This window comes from Mycolicibacterium lutetiense (genome assembly GCF_017876775.1).
Taxonomy (GTDB): domain Bacteria; phylum Actinomycetota; class Actinomycetes; order Mycobacteriales; family Mycobacteriaceae; genus Mycobacterium; species Mycobacterium lutetiense.
In genome coordinates, this window is record NZ_JAGIOP010000002.1 from 4094604 (window position 1) to 4116520 (window position 21917).

General features: G+C 64.6%; 2 protein-coding genes (1 of these 2 only partly in view). Both read left to right on the forward strand.

Going from position 1 to position 21917, the window contains the following annotated elements:
• Complete coding sequence (locus tag JOF57_RS31465; RefSeq protein ID WP_407666619.1) at positions 1-19581, forward strand: non-ribosomal peptide synthetase; 19581 nt, start codon at positions 1-3, stop codon at positions 19579-19581.
• Positions 19578-21917: the beginning of a non-ribosomal peptide synthetase gene (locus JOF57_RS31470; protein WP_407666620.1), read on the forward strand. It continues 9921 nt past the right edge of the window; 2340 of the gene's 12261 nt are visible here — the first part of the coding sequence; its start codon is at positions 19578-19580; the stop codon falls past the right edge of the window. The genes JOF57_RS31465 and JOF57_RS31470 overlap by 4 nt, the downstream gene beginning before the upstream one ends.

Sequence of the window (21917 nt, forward strand, 5' to 3'; positions counted from 1 at the left end):
ATGCAGCACGTTGAACAAGCGCTGCCGGTAACACGCGCGCAGCTCGACATTTGGCTTGCGCACGACGTGGCAGAGTCCGGCACGGAATGGTTACTCGGCCTATTCGTGAAAATCGCGGGCGCGCTCGACCGCGACGCCCTTGAGTGGGCGATCCGCCGGGTGGTGCGAGAGGCTGAACCCCTCAGGGCCACCTTCTTCGAGGTGAACGGGCAGGTCTACCAAAAGGTAGTCGACCACCCCGATGTGGGGCTGGCCTTCTACGACCTGCGCAGCGCGTCCGATCCCGTCGCAGAAGCCCGTGACATGGCAGCCTCGATCCAGCGCACGCCAATGTCTTTCACCGGACCGCTGTTCAGATTTGCACTGTTCCAGACACGCGACGATGAACACTTCCTGATCGCGTGCTGTCACCACATCGTGCTCGACGGGACCGGGATTGCGCTCGTCGGATCTCGGCTTGCATCGGTGTATTCCGCAGTCTGTTCCGGCGCACCCATACCCCCGCCGATCTTCGGATCGCTGGCCGATCTGATCGACGACGAGTCGACGTACGAAGCCTCCAGGGAATATCTCGATGACCAGGCCTACTGGACTGGGAATCTTCCGCCGGAAGCGGGCCCGAACTCTTGGCAGACTGATGCCGTTGATACCGAGGAGGTGCATTGGCCTTCTGCCTCAGTTCAATTCGAATCAGAGGTGCTGCGTCAAGTCGACATACTCGCCCGGTCGAAGAATGTTGCTCGTTCATCGATCATCACTGCGGCGTGTGCGTTGCTGGTGCGTGGGTGGTGCGCTGAGGGCTCAGATGTTGTGCTCGACTTTCCGGTCAGCCGGCGTGTAAGTCCAGAATCGCGGACGCTGCCCGGCATGGTGGCCGGCGTGGTGCCGCTCGTGGTGAAGGCCTCACCCGCAACGTCGATCTCCGAATTCCTCGACGATGTCGAGAGCCACATACAGGAAGCCCTGCAGCATCAGCGCTTTCCGGTACACACGCTAGAGCGCAAGGTCAACCCGCGGGTGGCGGGCCAGATGGCGAATCGGGTGAGTGTCAACTTCCTTCCGTCTACGTTCACGCTGGACTTCGGTGGCGCGGAGGCTTCGGCGTCGTTGACCAACGCTGGCGTTGTCGGTGGCTTCGGTCTCGTCTTCTCCAGTGCCGGAGATGAACTGGTCCTCAGCACGATGGGCACGGGTCAACCTTTCTCTAGTTTTGGCGTAGCAGACCTGGCGGAGCGGTTGCAGCGGATTCTGGTTGCGTTCGTTTCCGATCCGGCGCAGCGGTTGTCGTTGGTGGATGTGCTTGATGCTGCTGATTGTGTGCGGTTGGATGCGGTTGGTCATCGGGCGGTTTTGACGCGGCCGGTGGTGGAGTCTTCGATTCCGGCGGTTTTCGCAGGCCAGGTTGTTCGTGCTCCGGATGCGGTGGCGGTGTCGTTCGAGGGCGTCTCGTTGTCGTATCGGGAGTTGGATGAGGCGTCGAATCGGTTGGCGCACTCGCTGAGTGCCCAAGGGGCGCGACCTGGTGAGTGTGTGGCGTTGATGCTTGAGCGTTCAGCGCGGGCGGTTGTGGCGATTTTGGGTGTGTTGAAGTCGGGGGCGGCGTATCTGCCGATTGATCCGGCGCATCCCGATGCTCGTGTTGAGTTCATGCTGGCCGATGCGGCGCCGGTCGCGGTCATCACGACGGCTGGGTTGGCTGAGCGGTTGCACGGTTCCGGTGTGTCGGTGATCGACGTTGAGGATCCTCGGGTTGATTCTCAGTCCAGTGCGGCGTTGCCGGTTCCTGCGCCCGATGATGTGGCGCACATTATTTACACGTCTGGGACCACGGGGACGCCGAAAGGTGTTGCGGTTACTCATCAGAACGTGACGCGGTTGTTCGACGGCATGGATGTGGGTATCGAGCTGGGGCCGCAGCAGGTGTGGTCTGCGTGTTCGTCGTTGGCGTTCGACTATTCGGTGTGGGAGATCTGGGGGGCTCTGCTGCATGGTGGGCGTTTGGTGGTGGTGCCCGAGTCGGTGACGCGCTCGCCGCGGGATTTGCAGGCGTTGGTTGTTGCTGAGGGTGTGACAGTGTTGAGTCAGACACCTTCTGCGGTGGGGGTTTTGGATCCGCAGGTGTTGGGTTCGGTGTCGGCGTTGATGGTGGCTGCTGAGGCGTGCCCGCCGGATGTGGTGGATCGGTGGGCGCCGGGTCGGGTGATGGTCAATGGTTATGGTCCGACGGAGACGACGGTGTATGCCACGATCAGCGCTCCGCTTCAGGCTGGGCCGGGCGTGGTGCCGGTCGGCGTGCCGGTGCCGGGTGCGGCGTTGTTCGTCGTGGACCGGTCGCTACGTCCGGTTCCCCCCGGTGTGGTGGGTGAGTTGTATGTCGCCGGCCGCGGCGTGGGCGTCGGCTATGTGCGGCGCGCGGGGTTGACCGCCTCGAGGTTCGTAGCGTGCCCGTTCGGCGCTCCTGGTGCTCGGATGTATCGGACTGGGGATCTGGTGTCGTGGGGCCCGGATGGGCAGTTGCGGTATGCCGGGCGGGCTGATGAGCAGGTCAAGATTCGTGGGTATCGCATCGAACTCGGGGAAATCCAAAGCGCGCTGGCTGATGTGGAGGGTGTGCAGCAGGCGGTGGTGATTGTCCGTGAGGACCAGCCGGGGGACAAGCGCCTGGTCGGCTACATCACCGGCTCAGCCGATCCCGCGGTGGTCCGCGCACAGCTCTCGCAGCGGTTGCCGGCCTACATGGTGCCCGCCGCAGTGGTCGTCCTCGACGCAGTGCCGTTGACGGTCAACGGCAAGCTCGACAAACGCGCTCTGCCCGCACCCGAATACACCGACACTGACCGTTACCGGGCTCCGAGCACGGCTACCGAGGAAATCCTGGCCGGTATCTACGCCCAAGTCCTGGGCCTGGAACGCGTCGGTATCGACGACTCCTTCTTCGATTTGGGCGGGGACAGTATTCTCGCGATGCGGGTTGTGGCCGCAGTCAACACGAACTTGGATGCCGGACTGGCGGTACGCACGTTGTTCGACGCGCCGACGGTGGCGCAGTTGGCACCACATGTCGGTGAGGATTCGGAACGGCGTGCGCCGTTGGTGGCGGGCGACCGTCCTGCTCTGATCCCGTTGTCCTTCGCGCAGAACCGTATGTGGTTCCTCAATCGGTTCGAGGACGGGGTCGCGACCTACAACATGCCGATCGGGTTCCGGATCAACGGTGCGCTGGATCTGGATGCACTCGATGCGGCCCTTGATGATGTGATCACCCGTCACGAATCGCTGCGCACGGTGTTCCCCGACATCGACGGGGTGCCCTCGCAGAAGGTTCTGCCCGTGCAGCCGGGGCTGTGGCGGCGCGGAGGCCCAGCGGTGGCGCCGGTAGCGGAAGCCGATCTGGTCGGAGAGCTGATCTCCCTGGCGGGCTACACCTTTGATCTGGCGACCGAGATTCCGATCCGGGCCCAAATTTATGCCGTGGGACCCGAACAGTATGTCCTCGGAATCGTCTTGCACCACATCGCTTTCGACGGCTGGTCGATGGCGCCCATGGTCAAGGATGTCGGGGTCGCCTATGCAGCCCGCTGCGCCGGGCAGCTGCCCGATTGGTCACCGCTGCCCGTCCAGTACGCCGATTACACATTGTGGCAACAAGACTGGCTGGGATCCGAATCTGATCCCGACAGTGTGCTCGCCAGCCAACTGACTTATTGGCGGCGGGAACTGGCGGATCTTCCCGAGGTCGTGTCGCTAACCGCGGATCGGCCACGCCCACCGGCACCCAGCTATCGCGGCGACGCGGTCGATCTGCGTATCGATCCCGAGTCCTGGGCAGGGATCAAGGCCGTGGCCGCGGCGCACAACGCAACGGTGTCAATGGTGTTGCAGGCCGCGATGGCGGTGGCGCTGCACCGCGCCGGCGTCGGTGAGGACATCGCGCTGGGCACCCCGATCGCCGGGCGGATGGACCAGGCCATTGATGAGCTGGTCGGTTTCTTCGTCAACACCTGGGTGCTACGGGTAGGTGTCGACCCTGCGTTGCGGTTCAGCGAGGTGCTGGAACGGGTGCGGCAGAAGGCCCTGGACGCCTATGCCAATCAAGATGTGCCGTTCGAGCTTTTGGTAGAGCGGCTCAACCCGACACGATCCACCTCGCACCATCCACTGTTCCAGGTGGCCTTGGCCTTCCAGAACAATGTGCGCCCCGAGATCCAGCTGGACGAGCTCTACGTCGAGCCGATGGTTGCCGACATCCGCACTGCCCGGTTCGACCTCGAATTCGATCTGCGAGAACTGTCCAGCGGAGACGCGAGCGCGCTGTTCGATCTGCACGCAGTGCCTGCCGAGGGCTGCGGTGCGCTGATGGCGGCAGGCACGGTCGCTTATGCCACCGATCTGTATGACCGCTCCAGTGTCGAGCGGATGGTGGGGTGGTTCGGCCGCGTCGTCGAGGCTGTGGTGTCCGACCCGTCGGTGGTCGTGGGCGAGGTGGGCCTCCTGGATCACGACGAGCAGAACCTCTTGCTGCACATGTGGTCCGGTGCCGAGGTGAGTGGCCCGAAGGGCTTGGCCCCGGAGTTGTTGGCTGCGGCAGTGGCCGCTGATCCCGATGCCGTCGCGGTGGTGGACGGAACACGCGAGCTGTCGTACCGGGAGCTGGATGAGGTCTCCAACCAGCTGGCACGGGCGTTGATCGAAGCGGGGGTTGGCCCCGAGCATGCGGTCGGGGTGGCGATGGGTCGCTGCGCGGAGCTGGTGATCGCCTGGTGGGCGGTGCTCAAGGCAGGTGGGGTGTACGTGCCGGTTGATCCGGGCCACCCGGCCGAGCGAGTCTCCACGGTGCTGGACACCGCCGAAGCAGTTTGCGTGCTCACCTGCGGCATCGGTGCGGTCGAGGGGACCGGCAGCCGACTCGTGGTTCCGCTAGATGTGGTTGATCTGTCCGAGCACAGTGCGGATCCTGTGACGGATACGGATCGACTGGCGCCTTTGAGTGTTGACGATGCGGCATACGTAATCTTCACGTCGGGTTCCACGGGTACGCCGAAGGGTGTGGCGATCAGCCATGCCGGGGTGTTGGGGGTGGCAGCCGCGCACCACGATCTACTCGGTCTGACTCCGCGGGCGCGGGTGCTGATGGTGGCCGCGCCGACGTTCGATGCCTCGGTATTCGAGTGGCTGTGGGCAGTGGCTTCGGGGGCCGCGCTGGTGGTGGCCCCGCCGGATTCCTACGCGGGTGACGCACTGACGGCGGTGATCGAGGACCAGCAGGTTGAGGCGGCGCTGATCACTCCGACGGTGCTGGCGACCCTGGACCCGGCCGAGATCGACGGGTTGGACACGTTGGTCACAGGTGGTGAGGCGTGCCCGGCCGAGTTGGTGGCGGCGTGGGCACCGGGGCGGCGGATGTTCAATGCTTACGGTCCGACCGAGGTGACCATCTGGGCCACTTGGAGTGCGTTGTCGGCCGGACAGCCCGTGCGGATCGGTGCCCCGGTCCCGGGTACGTGTGCGTTGGTGTTGGATGCCCGGCTGAATCCGGCTCCGGTCGGAGTCGTGGGTGAGCTGTACCTGGCCGGCCCGGTGCTGGCACGTGGCTATGTGGGACGACCTGATCTGACGGCGGATCGCTTCGTGGCCAATCCCTTTGGGGTTCCGGGGACGCGTCTCTATCGCACCGGCGATCTGGTGCGCTGGACCCCGACGGGCAGCCTGGAATACCTGGGACGTGCGGACGCCCAGGTCAAACTGCGTGGGCAGCGCCTGGAACTGGGCGAGATCGAGAACACCTTGCTGGCCTCCCCGCAGGTCACCCGTGCGGCTGCGGCCGTGCATCGGGGCAGCACCGGTGTCGATCATCTGGTTGGCTACATCGCCCTCGAGCAGACCAGCACCGCCGATTACGACGCCGACGTTGTCGACCAGTGGCAAGGCATTTACGACGAGCTCTACGACGCCGATCTCGACGCCGTCGAGTTCGGTAACGATTTCCGCGGCTGGAACAGCAGCTACACCGACGATCCGATTCCCCTTCACGAGATGGAGGAATGGCGCTCGGCCACCGTGGATCGGATTCTGGCACTGCGGCCGCAGCGGGTGCTGGAGCTCGGCGTCGGATCTGGTTTGCTGCTGTCCCAGCTTGCTCCGAAGTGCGTGGAGTACTGGGGCACAGACTTTTCCGCGCCGACCATCCAGAAGCTGCAGACGGCGGTGGCCGGCCGGCCCTGGGGCGATCGGGTCCATCTTCTGACCCGGCCTGCGCACATCACCGCGGAGTTGCCGCAGAACCAGTTCGACATGGTGGTGATCAACTCGGTGGTCCAGTACTTCCCGAGCGCCGGGTACCTGGCCGAGGTCATCGACAAGGCAGTGGAACTGCTGGCGCCGGGCGGCACGCTGTTCATCGGTGACGTGCGCAATCACAGCCTGCAAGGAGCGTTCCAGACAGGTATCGTCCTCGCGCGCAGCCGCAACGGCACCGATACCGACGAGGTCCGCCAACGGGTTCAGCGCGCGATGCTGGGCGAGCACGAGTTGCTGCTCGCCCCAGAGTTTTTCACCACCTGGGCAGCCGACCATCCGTCCGTGGGCGGTATCGGTATCCAGGTCAAGCGCGGCGAGGCCGACAACGAGCTGAGCCGGTACCGCTACGACGTGATCGTCCACAAGTCGCCCACCCAGGTGTGCTCGCTGGCCGGCGCCCCGAACTGGACGTGGACGGACTGTGCGGGTCTGAGCGGGCTGCTGGCCGAGTTGACGGCTCAGCACCCGTCCACCGTGCGGGTCAGTTCCATTCCCCGCGCCGGCGTGATCGCCGATGTGGTGACCGAACAAGCTCTGGGCGCTGGGCTCCCACTCGCCGAGGCGCTAGCCCACGCCGATTCCGTCGCCGAGGACGTCGTCACCCCAGAAATGGTGTACCGCCTCGGCGCTGCCGCCGGGTACCACGTCGCAGTCACGTGGGGAACTCAACCCGGCACCCTGGATGCCGTCTTCATCGCCGTCTCCGATGGTGAGTCGCTACCCGCGCTCACCGAGCTCTACCAGCCCGCAGCGGACTCCCGTCAGCGCGGCGGTTACGCCAATGACCCGCATACCAACTCGAAGGTCACTACGGTCCGTCAGTGGTTGTTCGAGCAGTTGCCCGAGTACATGGTGCCGAGTCAGATCGTGGTGCTCGACGAGTTCCCGTTGACTTCTTCCGGCAAGATCGATCGCAAGGCTCTGCCTGAACCCACCTTTGTCGCCACATCCTTCCGAGCTCCGCAGACCGATACGGAAAAGATCGTCGCCGAGGTGTTCACCGAGGTTCTGGGACTCGGAAGGGCAGGTCTCGACGACGACTTCTTCGTTCTCGGCGGCGATTCCCTGATCGCCATCCGGGTCAGCGCGCGTTTGCAGTCCGCTCTTGGCCGGGATGTGCCGGTTCGCTACTTGTTCGAGGCATCCACGGTGGGTGGATTCGCCGACTATCTCGATCGGCACCAGGACGGCGTGGCCCGGCCCCCGCTGGCTGCCCGGCATCGTCCGGCGGCCGTTCCGTTGTCGTATGCCCAGCAACGATTGTGGTTCTTGGAGCAACTACAGGGACCGTCGCCGATCTACAACATGGCGGTCGCGTTACGGCTCAGTGGGCGCCTGGATGAAGATGCCCTGGGCGTAGCACTTGCCGATGTCATCGGCCGTCAGGAAAGCCTCCGTACCGTGTTCACCTCGGTCGACGGGGTACCTCAACAGGTGGTACTCAGCGCCGACCAGGCTGATCTGGGGTGGCAGATCGTTGACGCCGACGGATGGCCCACAGCCCGGCTCGACGAGGCGATCGGTGCGACAGCACGCCACAGTTTCGACCTCGTGAGTGAGATCCCGATCAAGGCAACACTTTTCCGTGTCAGTGAGAATGAGCACGTGCTGGCGGCGGTCGTGCACCACATCGCCGCCGACGGCTGGTCGGTGACTCCGCTGGTGGTTGATCTGGCGACTGCCTACGCCAGTCGGTGCACAGGGGAGGCCCCGGATTGGGAACCCCTGCCGGTGCAGTATGCCGATTTCACGTTGTGGCAGCAGGAATGGCTGGGGTCGACGTCTGATCCGGACAGTGTGATCGCCGGGCAGCTGAGCTACTGGGAGGACGAGCTGGTTGAGTTGCCCGACCGGTTGGAGCTACCGACGGACCGCCCGTATCCGCCGGTGGCCGACTACCAGGGCTCCAGTGTGGCTGTGGATTGGCCGGCCGAGTTGCAGCAACAGATCGCCCGGGTGGCCCGGGAGCAAGGCGCGACGAGTTTCATGGTCGTCCAGGCGGCGCTGGCGGCACTGATGGCTCAGCTGAGCGCGAGCACTGATGTGGCCGTGGGCATCGCGTCTGCCGGCCGTGGCGAGCCCGCGCTGGACGAGTTGGTGGGCTTCTTCGTCAACACGCTGGTGTTGCGCGTGGACCTGGCCGGAGATCCCACGGTTGCCGACCTGTTGGGTCAGGTGCGGCGGCGCAGCTTGGCGGCGTTCGAGCATCAGGATGTGCCGTTCGAGGTGCTGGTGGACCGGCTCAATCCGGCCCGCAGCCTGACCCATCATCCGCTCGTGCAGGTCATGCTGACCTGGCAGAATCTGCCGTGGCAGCACAGCGATCCTACTGCGGCATTGGTGCTGGGCGATGTTGGCGTCACGCAGCTGGACGCCGAAACGCAAACGGCCCGTATGGATCTGGTGTTTTCGCTGCGCGAACGTTTCAATGATGCCGGCGTACCGGCCGGTATCGACGGATCGGTGGAGTTCCGCACCGATGTGTTCGACGCGGCCACGATCGAGACCTTGATCCAGCGTATGCAGCGGATGCTGGCGGTGATGACTGCGGACCCGGCCCAGCGGCTGTCGTTGGTGGATGTGCTTGATGCTGCTGATTGTGTGCGGTTGGATGCGGTTGGTCATCGGGCGGTTTTGACGCGGCCGGTGGTGGAGTCTTCGATTCCGGCGGTTTTCGCAGGCCAGGTTGTTCGTGCTCCGGATGCGGTGGCGGTGTCGTTCGAGGGCGTCTCGTTGTCGTATCGGGAGTTGGATGAGGCGTCGAATCGGTTGGCGCACTCGCTGAGTGCCCAAGGGGCGCGACCTGGTGAGTGTGTGGCGTTGATGCTTGAGCGTTCAGCGCGGGCGGTTGTGGCGATTTTGGGTGTGTTGAAGTCGGGGGCGGCGTATCTGCCGATTGATCCGGCGCATCCCGATGCTCGTGTTGAGTTCATGCTGGCCGATGCGGCGCCGGTCGCGGTCATCACGACGGCTGGGTTGGCTGAGCGGTTGCACGGTTCCGGTGTGTCGGTGATCGACGTTGAGGATCCTCGGGTTGATTCTCAGTCCAGTGCGGCGTTGCCGGTTCCTGCGCCCGATGATGTGGCGCACATTATTTACACGTCTGGGACCACGGGGACGCCGAAAGGTGTTGCGGTTACTCATCAGAACGTGACGCGGTTGTTCGACGGCATGGATGTGGGTATCGAGCTGGGGCCGCAGCAGGTGTGGTCTGCGTGTTCGTCGTTGGCGTTCGACTATTCGGTGTGGGAGATCTGGGGGGCTCTGCTGCATGGTGGGCGTTTGGTGGTGGTGCCCGAGTCGGTGACGCGCTCGCCGCGGGATTTGCAGGCGTTGGTTGTTGCTGAGGGTGTGACAGTGTTGAGTCAGACACCTTCTGCGGTGGGGGTTTTGGATCCGCAGGTGTTGGGTTCGGTGTCGGCGTTGATGGTGGCTGCTGAGGCGTGCCCGCCGGATGTGGTGGATCGGTGGGCGCCGGGTCGGGTGATGGTCAATGGTTATGGTCCGACGGAGACGACGGTGTATGCCACGATCAGCGCTCCGCTTCAGGCTGGGTCGGGTGTGGTGCCGATTGGTGTGCCGGTGCCGGGTGCGGCGTTGTTCGTCCTGGATCGGTGGTTGCGTCCAGTGCCACCTGGTGTGGTGGGTGAGTTGTATGTCGCCGGCCGCGGCGTGGGCGTCGGCTATGTCCGGCGTGCGGGGTTGACCGCCTCGAGGTTCGTAGCGTGCCCGTTCGGCGCTCCTGGTGCTCGGATGTATCGGACTGGGGATCTGGTGTCGTGGGGCCCGGATGGGCAGTTGCGGTATGCCGGGCGGGCTGATGAGCAGGTCAAGATTCGTGGGTATCGCATCGAACTCGGGGAAATCCAAAGCGCGCTGGCTGATGTGGAGGGTGTGCAGCAGGCGGTGGTGATTGTCCGTGAGGACCAGCCGGGGGACAAGCGCCTGGTCGGCTACATCACCGGCTCAGCCGATCCCGCGGTGGTCCGCGCACAGCTCTCGCAGCGGTTGCCGGCCTACATGGTGCCCGCCGCAGTGGTCGTCCTCGACGCAGTGCCGTTGACGGTCAACGGCAAGCTCGACAAACGCGCTCTGCCCGCACCCGAATACACCGACACTGACCGTTACCGGGCTCCGAGCACGGCTACCGAGGAAATCCTGGCCGGTATCTACGCCCAAGTCCTGGGCCTGGAACGCGTCGGTATCGACGACTCCTTCTTCGACCTCGGCGGGGACTCACTGACGGCGATGCGACTGATCGCCGCCGTCAACGCGGGCCTCGACGCCGCCGTCAGTGTCCGTACCTTGTTCGACGCGCCCACCATCGCTGCGCTGGCACCGCACATCAAGGCGGGCTCGGGTGGGCGCCAGCGGTTGGTCCCGCAGCAGCGGCCGGATGTTATTCCACTGTCCTACGCGCAACAGCGGCTGTGGTTCCTGGAGCAACTGCAGGGGCCGTCGTCGATCTACAACATGGCGGTTGCTTTGCGGCTCGAAGGCAGCCTGGATGCCGACGCGCTGGGACAGGCGCTGGCCGACGTGGTGGGGCGGCACGAGAGCCTGCGCACGATGTTCGGCGCCGTCGACGGGATTCCGCAGCAGTTGGTGGTGCCTGCCCCGCAAGCGGAACTGGGCTGGCAGGTTGTCGACGCCACTGGGTGGTCGGCGGATCGGGTGGAGGAAGCAGCCGGAGCGGTCGCGCGGCGCCCATTTGACCTCACGCAGGAAATCCCGTTGCGGGCAACCCTCTTCCGCGTCGCTGAGGACCAACATGTCCTGGTTGCGGTGGTTCACCACATCGCTGCCGACGGTTGGTCGATCACGCCTTTCGTGGCGGATCTGGGCTCGGCCTACGGGAGCCGCTGCGCCGGCCGTGCCCCGGAGTGGGCGCCACTGTCGGTGCAATACGCCGATTACGCGTTGTGGCAACATGACTGGCTGGGGTCGACGTCTGATCCGGACAGTGTGATTGCCACACAGCTGGCTTATTGGGAACAAGAGCTGGCCGATCTGCCTGAGCGCCTCGAGTTGCCGACTGACCGGCCGTATCCGCCGGTGGCCGATTACCAAGGTGCGAGTGTGGCGATCGACTGGCCTGCCGAGTTGCAGCGGCAGGTGGAGCGGGTGGCCCGGGAGCACGGCGCGACGAGTTTCATGGTGGTCCAGGCGGCGCTGGCCGCGCTCCTCGCACAGTTGAGCGCCAGTTCCGATGTGGTGGTGGGAATCGCGACCGCCGGCCGTAGCGATCCGGGTCTTGATGAACTGGTGGGTTTCTTCGTCAACACTCTCGTTCTGCGGTTGGATCTGGGCGGTGATCCGACGGTGTCTGATCTGCTGGGGCAGGTACGGCAGCGCGGCTTGGCGGCGTTCGAACGTCAGGACGTGCCGTTCGAGGTGCTGGTGGAGCGACTCAACCCGGCCCGCAGCCTGACGCACCACCCACTCGTGCAGGTGATGGTCTCGTGGCAGAACTTCGCCTCGGAGCAGGCGTCCAGTTTGGATCTGGGTGACGTCCAGGCGACACCGCTGGATGCGGATAACCGAACCGCCCGGATGGATCTGGTGTTCTCACTGGCTGAACGGTTCAGCGATGGCGGCGCGCCGGCCGGTATCGGCGGCGTGGTCGAGTTCCGTACCGACGTGTTCGACGCGTCCAGTGTTCGCCTACTGCTAGAGCGCCTACAACGCGTGTTGGCGGCGATCACAGCTGACACAGCTCAGCGGTTGTCGTCGGTGGATGTTCTTGACGCCGCTGATTGTGCGCGGCTCGATGCGGTTGGTCATCGGGCGGTGCTGACGCAACCGGTGGCGGAGTCTTCGATTCCGGCGTTGTTCGGTGCACGGGTGCAGAGTGCTCCCGATGCCGTGGCGGTGCGTTTCGAAGATCGTTCAGTGTCTTATCGGGAATTGGACGAGACGTCGAATCGGTTGGCACACGTGCTATCTGAATACGGCGCCGGGCCCGGCGAGTGTGTTGCGCTGATGCTCGAGCGCTCAATGCAGGCTGTGGTGGCGATCTTGGCAGTGCTCAAGTCCGGTGCGGCGTATCTGCCGATTGATCCGGCACACCCCGATGCTCGCGTTGAGTTCATGCTGGCCGATGCGCAGCCGGTCGCGGCGGTCACCATGGCTGCGCTCGCCGGGCGGCTGCACGGATCCGGTGTGCGGGTGATCGCCGTCGACGACCCGTGTATCGATGTGCAATCCTCGAGCGCACTGCCGGTTCCGGCTCCTGACGACGTGGCGCACATCATCTACACGTCTGGGACCACGGGGACGCCGAAAGGTGTCGCGGTTACCCATCAGAACGTGACGCGGTTGTTCGACGGCATGGATGTGGGTATCGAGCTGGGGCCGCAGCAGGTGTGGTCGCAGTGTTCGTCGTTGGCGTTCGATTACTCGGTGTGGGAGATCTGGGGCGCCCTGCTGCACGGTGGCCGTCTGGTGGTTGTTCCCGAGCAGACCACACGCTCACCGCAGGATCTGGAGGCGTTGGTTCTCGCTGAGGGCGTGACGGTGTTGAGCCAGACACCGTCTGCGGTCGGAATGCTCTCGCCCGAGAAGCTGAAGTCGGTCCCGGCGTTGATGGTGGCTGCTGAGGCGTGCCCGCCGGATGTGGTGGATCGGTGGGCGCCGGGTCGGGTGATGGTCAATGGTTATGGTCCGACGGAGACGACGGTGTATGCCACGATCAGCGCTCCGCTTCAGGCTGGGCCGGGCGTGGTGCCGGTCGGCGTGCCGGTGCCGGGTGCGGCGTTGTTCGTCGTGGACCGGTCGCTACGTCCGGTTCCCCCCGGTGTGGTGGGTGAGTTGTATGTCGCCGGCCGCGGCGTGGGCGTCGGCTATGTGCGGCGCGCGGGGTTGACCGCCTCGAGGTTCGTAGCGTGCCCGTTCGGCGCTCCTGGTGCCCGGATGTATCGGACCGGTGACCTGGTCTCCTGGGGCCCGGATGGGCAGTTGCGCTATTCCGGACGTGCCGATCAGCAGGTCAAGATTCGTGGTTACCGCATCGAACTCGGGGAAATCCAAAGCGCGCTGGCTGATGTGGAGGGTGTGCAGCAGGCGGTGGTGATTGTCCGTGAGGACCAGCCGGGGGACAAGCGCCTGGTCGGTTACTTCACCGGCGCCGCGGACCCGGCCGAAGCACGTGCGGCCCTTTCCGAGCGGTTGCCTGCCTACATGGTGCCCGCCGCAGTGGTCGTCCTCGACGCAGTGCCGTTGACGGTCAACGGCAAGCTCGACAAACGCGCTCTGCCCGCACCCGAATACACCGACACTGACCGTTACCGGGCTCCGAGCACGGCTACCGAGGAAATCCTGGCCGGTATCTACGCCCAAGTCCTGGGCCTGGAACGCGTCGGTATCGACGACTCCTTCTTCGACCTCGGCGGGGATTCCCTGTCGGCAATGCGATTACTCGCCGCGGTGAACAGCCACCTCGACGTGGACCTCGCAGTGCGCACCTTGTTCGACGCACCGACGATCGCTCAACTGGCGTCGCGCCTCGGTTCAGCCTCGAGTGGACGCCGGCCGCTGGTCCCGCAGCGGCGCGGGGACGTAATCCCGTTGTCTTATGCACAACAGCGGCTGTGGTTCCTCAATCGGTTCGAGGACGGGGTCGCGACCTACAACATGCCGATCGGGTTCCGGATCAACGGTGCGCTGGATCTGGATGCACTCGATGCGGCCCTTGATGATGTGATCACCCGTCACGAATCGCTGCGCACGGTGTTCCCCGACATCGACGGGGTGCCCTCGCAGAAGGTTCTGCCCGTGCAGCCGGGGCTGTGGCGGCGCGGAGGACCGGCCCTGGTGCAGGTCGCCGCGGACCAAGAAGACGCTGTCATGGGCGAGTTGGTCGCCTTGGCAGGATACCGGTTCGATCTGGCGACCGAGATTCCGATCCGGGCCCAAATTTATGCCGTGGGACCCGAACAGTATGTCCTCGGAATCGTCTTGCACCACATCGCTTTCGACGGCTGGTCAATGGCGCCCATGGTCAAGGATGTCGGGGTCGCCTATGCAGCCCGCTGCACCGGGCAGCTGCCCGATTGGTCACCGCTGCCGGTGCAGTATGGCGATTACACGCTGTGGCAGCGTGAACATCTGGGAGACCTGGATGATCCAGGCAGCCGGATCGCCGAGCAGTTGTCCTATTGGCGCAAAGAGCTGGCGGGTCTGCCCGAGGTGGTATCGCTTCCCACTGATCGGCCGCGCCCGCCCGCGCCCAGCTATCGCGGCGACGCGGTCGATCTGCGTATCGATCCCGAGTCTTGGTCAGGTGTCAAAGCGGTTGCCGCAGAACATAATGTCACCACATCAATGGTCTTGCAGGCCGTCATGTCCGTCGTGCTGCACCGGGCCGGTGTCGGTGAGGACATCGCACTGGGGACGCCGATCGCCGGGCGCAACGATCAGGCCCTGCAGGAGCTGGTCGGGTTCTTCGTCAACACCTGGGTGCTACGGGTCGGGTTGAACTCGCAGCAGCGGTTCAGCGACGTGCTGGATCAGGTGCGTCAGAAGGCGCTGGACGGCTACACAAATCAGGACGTGCCGTTCGAGTTGCTGGTGGAGCAACTCAACCCGACACGGTCCACATCGCACCATCCGCTGTTCCAGGTCGCGCTCGTCTTCCAGAACAACGTGCGTCCCGAGGTTGCCTTGGAGGGTGCCGGCATCGAGCCGATGTCGATGGTCACCCGCACCGCCAAGTTCGATCTCGATGTGGACATCAGGGAGGTCCCCGACGAACGTTCGGGTGCCCCGATGGCCACCGGCGTGCTGACATACGCCACGGACTTGTTCGATCGCTCCACGATCGAGCGTCTGGTGGGCTGGTTCGGCAAGGTGGTCGGAGCCGTGGTGGCTGACTCGTCGGTCGTGGTGGGCGAGGTCGGTTTGCTTGATGGTCCTGAACGCAAACTGTTGCTGCACAAGTGGTCTGGTGCCGGGATCGATGCGCAGGTGGGCCTGGCTCCGGAGTTGTTGGCGACGGCGGTGGCTGCGGATCCGGAGGCCCTGGCAGTGGTGGATCACCTGCGGGAGTTCACCTACCGGGAGCTGGATGAGGTCTCCAACCAGCTGGCACGGGTATTGATCGAAGCGGGGGTTGGCCCCGAGCGTGCGGTCGGGGTGGCGATGGGTCGCTGCGCGGAGCTGGTGATCGCCTGGTGGGCGGTGCTCAAGGCAGGTGGGGTGTACGTGCCGGTTGATCCGGGCCACCCGGCCGAGCGGATCGCCACGGTACTGGAAACCGTCGAAGCGGTGTGTGTACTGACTCGTAGTGGTGACCCTGTAGCCGGAACCGGAACGCGCCCGGTAATGGACATTGAGGCACTGGATCTTTCGAGTAGCTCCGCAGAGCCCGTCACCGACGCTGATCGGTTGGCGCCGTTGACCACTGACGATGCTGCGTACGCAATCTTCACTTCAGGTTCCACGGGTACGCCGAAGGGTGTGGCGATCAGTCATGCCGGTGTTCTAGGAGTGGCTGCGGCTCATCGTGAGTTGTTCGGGGTGGCTGCGCGCGCACGGGTGCTGATGGTGGCCGCGCCGACGTTCGATGCCTCGGTATTCGAATGGCTGTGGGCAGTGGCTTCGGGGGCCGCGCTGGTGGTGGCCCCGCCGGATTCCTACGCGGGTGACGCACTGACGGCGGTGATCGAGGACCAGCAGGTTGAGGCGGCGCTGATCACTCCGACCGTGGTGGCCACTCTGGACCGTAGCCGTCTGTCCGGACTGAAGACGTTGGTCACAGGTGGTGAGGCGTGCCCGGCCGAGTTGGTGGCGGCGTGGGCACCGGGGCGGCGGATGTTCAATGCTTACGGACCGACCGAGGTGACCATCTGGGCCACTTGGAGTGCGTTGTCGGCCGGACAGCCCGTGCGGATCGGTGCCCCGGTCCCGGGTACGTGTGCGTTGGTGTTGGATGCCCGGCTGAATCCGGCTCCGGTCGGAGTCGTGGGTGAGCTGTACCTGGCCGGCCCGGTGCTGGCACGTGGCTATGTGGGACGACCTGATCTGACGGCGGATCGCTTCGTGGCCAATCCCTTTGGGGTTCCGGGGACGCGTCTCTATCGCACCGGCGATCTGGTGCGCTGGACCCCGACGGGCAGCCTGGAATACCTGGGACGTGCGGACGCCCAGGTCAAACTGCGTGGGCAGCGCCTGGAACTGGGCGAGATCGAGAACACCTTGCTGGCCTCCCCGCAAGTCAATCGCGCTGCCGCCGCGGTGTACCACAACGATGCCGCCGACCACCTGGTCGCGTATGTCGCATTGGAGCGTGCCAGCAGTGCTGATCATGATGCGGAAGTCGTCGATCAGTGGCAGCACGTCTACGACGAACTCTATGACGCCGACCTCGACGTGGCGGAGTTCGGGAGCGATTTCCGTGGCTGGAACAGCAGTTACACCAGTGATCCGATACCGCTGGATGAGATGGAGGAATGGCGCTCTCTGGCGGTGGACCGGATTCTGGCACTGCGGCCCCAGCGGGTGCTCGAGCTCGGCGTCGGTTCGGGTCTTGTACTTTCACAGATCGCTCCGAAGTGCGTGGAGTACTGGGGCACAGACTTTTCCGCGCCGACCATACGGACGCTCGAGTCAGCGGTGGCCGGACAACCGTGGGGGGACAGGGTCCGGCTGCAGGTGCAGCCTGCGGATGTGGCTGACGGGCTGCCGGACGGATACTTCGACACGATCATCGTCAACTCGGTCATCCAGTACTTCCCCAATGCCGCGTACCTCACCGAGGTGATCGACAACGCCATGGGCCTGTTGGCCCCGGGCGGAACACTGTTCGTCGGCGATGTGCGCAATTACAGCCTGCAGGGCGCCTTCCAGACCGGTATCGCGCTGGCGCGCAGCGGTTCCGATACCGACACGGACGACCTCCGTCAGCGCGTTCAACGTGCAGTTCTCGGTGAGCCGGAGTTGCTGCTGGCCCCTGAGTTCTTCACGACTTGGGCAGCTGAACATCCAGCGGTGGGCGGGATAGGCATCCAGGTCAAGCGCGGTGAAGCCGACAATGAGCTGACCCGTTACCGCTACGACGTCATCATCCACAGGTCAGCGGACGGGGTCGTTTCGCTCGAAGACGCGCCCAACTGGGATTGGGCCGATTGCGCAGGCCTGAGCGGACTGCACGCGGAGTTGACGGCTCAGCGGCCGCCGACCGTGCGAGTCGCCGCGATACCACGTGCGGGTGTGTTCGCCGACGTGATCATCGAGCAGGCCCTTGCCGACGGACATTCGGTCGCGGATGCGTTGGCAGAGGCAGACGTTGCCGCCAATCCCGCGAACACTGTCACGCCCGAACTGTTGTACCGGCTCGGTGAGGCCGCCGGATACCAGGTCGCGGTCACGTGGGGGCCTCAACCCGGCACTGTCGACGCGGTGTTCGTTGCCGGGGCCGAGGACGGGGAGATTCCGGTACTGACCGATCTCTATCTGCACTCGGCTGGTTCGCACAGGCGCAGCGCCTACGCCAATGATCCTGATACCAACGGCAAGGTGAGCAAGGTGCGTCAGTGGTTGGCTGCCCGTTTGCCCGAATACATGGTGCCGAGTCAGATCGTGGTGCTCGACGAGTTCCCATTGACTTCCTCTGGCAAGACCGACCGTAAGGCCCTTCCCAAGCCGGTGTTCACAGCCGCGACCTTCCGCTCACCTCAGACGCCGACGGAGAAGACCGTCGCCGATGTGTTCGCCGAGGTGCTCGGCCTCGATCAGGTCGGGCTCGACGACGATTTCTTTGCTCTGGGCGGAGATTCGTTGATCGCCATCCGGGTGAGCGCCCGCCTTCAGTCCGCCCTCGGCAAGGACGTGCCCGTCCGCTATCTGTTCGACGCGCCCACCGTCGGACGGCTGGCCGGCTGCCTGGACCGCCAGCAGGCGGACGCGGCACGTCCGCCACTGCAGGTGATGCCACGCCCGCAGACCATCCCGTTGTCGTACGCCCAACAGCGGTTGTGGTTCTTCGACCAACTGAACGGCCCCTCACCGGTTTACAACCTGGCCGTCGGATTGCGTCTGAGCGGGGATCTCGACCCCATGGCGCTCGGGCAGGCGCTGTTCGATGTGGTGGGTCGCCACGAGAGCCTGCGCACACTGTTCACCCTCGCCGGTGAAGCGCCCCAGCAATTCGTGGTGCCGGCCGAAAACGCCCGCCTGTGCTGGCAGGTGGTGGATGCAGCTGGTTGGGCAGGCGACCGACTGGCCGAGGCGGCCGGCGCGGTAGCACGTCATTCCTTTGATCTGTCGAGTGAATTGCCGTTGAGAGCAACGCTTTTCCGCGTGGCAGAGAACGAGTATGTCCTGGTGGCAGTGGCACACCACATTGCTGCTGATGGCTGGTCAGTGACCCCGTTGGTGGCGGACCTCGGCGCTGCTTACGCCAGGCGGAGCGAGGGCGAAGAGCCTGATTGGTCACCGTTGCCCGTGCAGTATGCCGACTACACGCTTTGGCAGCGTTCGTATCTGGGTGATCTCGCCGACCGTGACAGCCGTATCTCCGGGCAACTGGCGTATTGGGAGAACGCGTTGGCCGGGCTGCCGGAGCGGTTGGAGTTGCCGACGGATCGGCCGTACCCGCCGGTGGCCGACTACCAGGGCGCCAGCCTGTTGGTGGATTGGCCGGCCGAGTTGCAGCAGCGCGTCGCCCGGCTTGCTCGTCAGCAGAACGCGACCAGTTTCATGGTGGTGCAAGCCGGGTTGGCGCTGTTGCTGTCGAAGCTCGGTGCGACTTCAGATGTTGCCGTGGGTATCTCGATCGCTGGGCGTAATGATCCCGCGCTGGACAACCTGGTGGGATTCTTCGTCAACACCCTGGTGCTGCGGGTCGACTTCGCCGGAGATCCGACCATTGGTGAGCTGCTAGAGCAGGTACGACAGCGCGGTCTGGCAGCCTTCGAGCACCAGGATGTGCCGTTCGAGCTTGTGGTGGACCGGCTCAACCCGGCCCGCAGCTTGACCCATCACCCGTTGGTGCAGGTCATGTTGTCCTGGCAGAACCTGGCCTGGCAGCACAGCGCAGACACCGCAGGCGGTCTGGCGCTGGGAGACGTCCGGGTGAGCCCGTTGCCCGCGCAGACCCACACCGCGCGGACTGATCTGACCTTTGCGCTGGGTGATCGCTGGACTGAGACCGGCGAGCCGGCCGGGATTGGAGGGACTGTGGAGTTTCGCACCGACGTTTATGACGAGGCCACTGTTGTGCGCTTGATCCATCGGTTGCGGAAAGTCTTGATGGCGATGACGGCTGAGGTGGAGGCGGCATCGTGACTGCCGACCTGAGCCGACGGTTGTCGTCGATGGATTTCTTGGACGAGGATGAGCACGCTGAGCTGTTCGAGTGGGGCAATAGGTCCGCGTTGATCGAACCGGTGGCGGCGTCGGCGTCGATCACGGGGCTGTTCGCCGCTCAGGTGGCTCGTGCATCCGATGCGCCGGCGGTCACGTTCAACGGCCGCTCCATTACATACGCGGAGCTGGACGCGGCATCGGATCGCTTGGCTCACAGGTTGGTCAGTCTGGGTGTAGGCCCTGGCGAACGGGTGGCATTGCTCTTTCCTCGCTCCATTGAGGCGATCGTTTCCATTGTCGCGGTGTTGAAGTCGGGGGCGGCGTATCTGCCGATCGATCCTATGCATCCTGATGCACGGATTCAGTTCATGCTCGCAGATGCCGAACCGGCAGTGGCAGTGACGACCACGGAGTTGATGGGCCGATTGGCCGGATGCGATCTGGAAGTTATCGATTTCGAAGAGGTGCGTCATCGCAGCGGGCAAAGTGAAGCATTGCCGTCGCCGACGGCTGCGGACATTGCGTATTTGATCTACACGTCCGGGACGACGGGTGTTCCCAAGGGCGTGGCGATCACCCATCGCAACGTGGTCCGGCTGCTCGAGACGCTGGATGCGGAGCTGGGACTGGCGGGTCAGGTTTGGACTCAGTGTCATTCGTTGGCGTTTGACTATTCGGTCTGGGAGATCTGGGGGGCGCTGTTGTTCGGAGGCCGGCTGGTGGTCGTGCCAGAGGCGGTGACGCGCGCCCCGGAGGTTCTTCATGCCTTGCTGGCTGCCGAGCAGGTCACCATGTTCAGTCAGACGCCGTCGGCATTTTATGCGTTGCAAGCCGTCGATGCGCTGCGACCGGGGCCGGGTGGCCAGCTGAAGTTGGAGACGGTGATCTTCGGCGGGGAAGCGCTTGAGCCGCAGCGTCTTCGCGCCTGGCTGGATCATCACCCAGGTTCGCCGAGGTTGATCAATATGTATGGGATCACCGAGACGACGGTGCATGCGTCGTTCCGTGAGATTGTTGGCGTCGATGCCGAGGGCAGCGTCAGCCCGATTGGTGTGCCCTTGGCTCATCTCGGCTTTTTTGTGCTGGACCCGTCGTTGCGGCCGGTGCCGGTTGGTGTGGTGGGTGAGTTGTACGTGGTGGGCACCGGTTTGGGGTGCGGTTACTGGCGACGGGGTGGATTGAGTGCTTCGCGGTTTGTGGCATGCCCGTTCGGTGGGGCCGGGGCACGGATGTATCGGACCGGCGATCTGGCGTCCTGGGGCGGCGACGGGCAGTTGCGCTATGCGGGCCGGGTCGATGAGCAAGTCAAGATCCGCGGGTACCGGATCGAATTGGGTGAGATTCAAACAGCTTTGGCCGAAGCCGATGGGGTAGGCCAGGCGGCGGTGATCGTCCGGGAAGATCACCCTGGGGACAAGCGCCTCGTCGGTTACATCACCGGCACTGCGGATCCGGTCGCGGTTCGTGCGGCATTGTCGGAGCGGTTGCCCGGCTACATGGTGCCCACCGCAGTGGTCGTGCTGGCCACCTTGCCATTGACGGTGAACGGCAAGCTCGACCGCCGAGCGTTGCCGGCGCCCGACTATGTCAACGGTCAGGGGTACCGTGCTCCGGCCACTCCTCTCGAAGAGGTGCTGGCGGGCATCTATGCCCAAGTGCTGAGTTTGGGGCGGGTTGGGGTTGATGACTCGTTCTTCGACCTGGGTGGGGACTCGTTGTCGGCGACTCGCTTGATCAATGCGGTCAATGCCACTCTGGGTGCTGATTTTGCGGTGCGGGCGGTGTTCGAGACGCCGACGGTGGCCCAGTTGGCGGCGCGTGCCGGTGAAAGTTCGGGACGGCATGAGCCGTTGGTGGCCCAACAGCGGCCGACAGTCATTCCGTTGTCATACGCTCAGCAGCGGCTGTGGTTCCTGGATCAGTTGGAGGGCCTTTCGCCGATCTACAACATGGCGGTGGCATTACGGGTCAGAGGGTCGCTGAATGCGGACGCGCTCGGTGCTGCGCTGGCCGATGTGGTGGAGCGTCACGAGTCTTTGCGTACGGTGTTCCGGTCGATCGAGGGCGTCCCAGAGCAGGTGGTGGTGCCTGCCGGCGAAGCCGATTGCGGTTGGCGAGTGGTCGACGCCGGTGAGTGGTCGACGACTGAATTGCGTGAGGCCATCGGAGAGATGGCCGGCCATGCCTTTGATCTGGGCAGCGAAATACCCTTGCGGGCAGCGCTTTTACGGCTGAACGAGGATGAGCATGTCCTGGTGGCCGTGGTGCACCACATCGCTGCCGACGGCTGGTCGGTAGCCCCATTGATCACGGAC

Coding starts and splice junctions, on each gene's coding strand:
- JOF57_RS31465 (WP_407666619.1), top strand. CDS start 1: ATGCAGCACGTTGAACAAGCGCTGCCGGTAACACGCGCGCAGCTCGAC.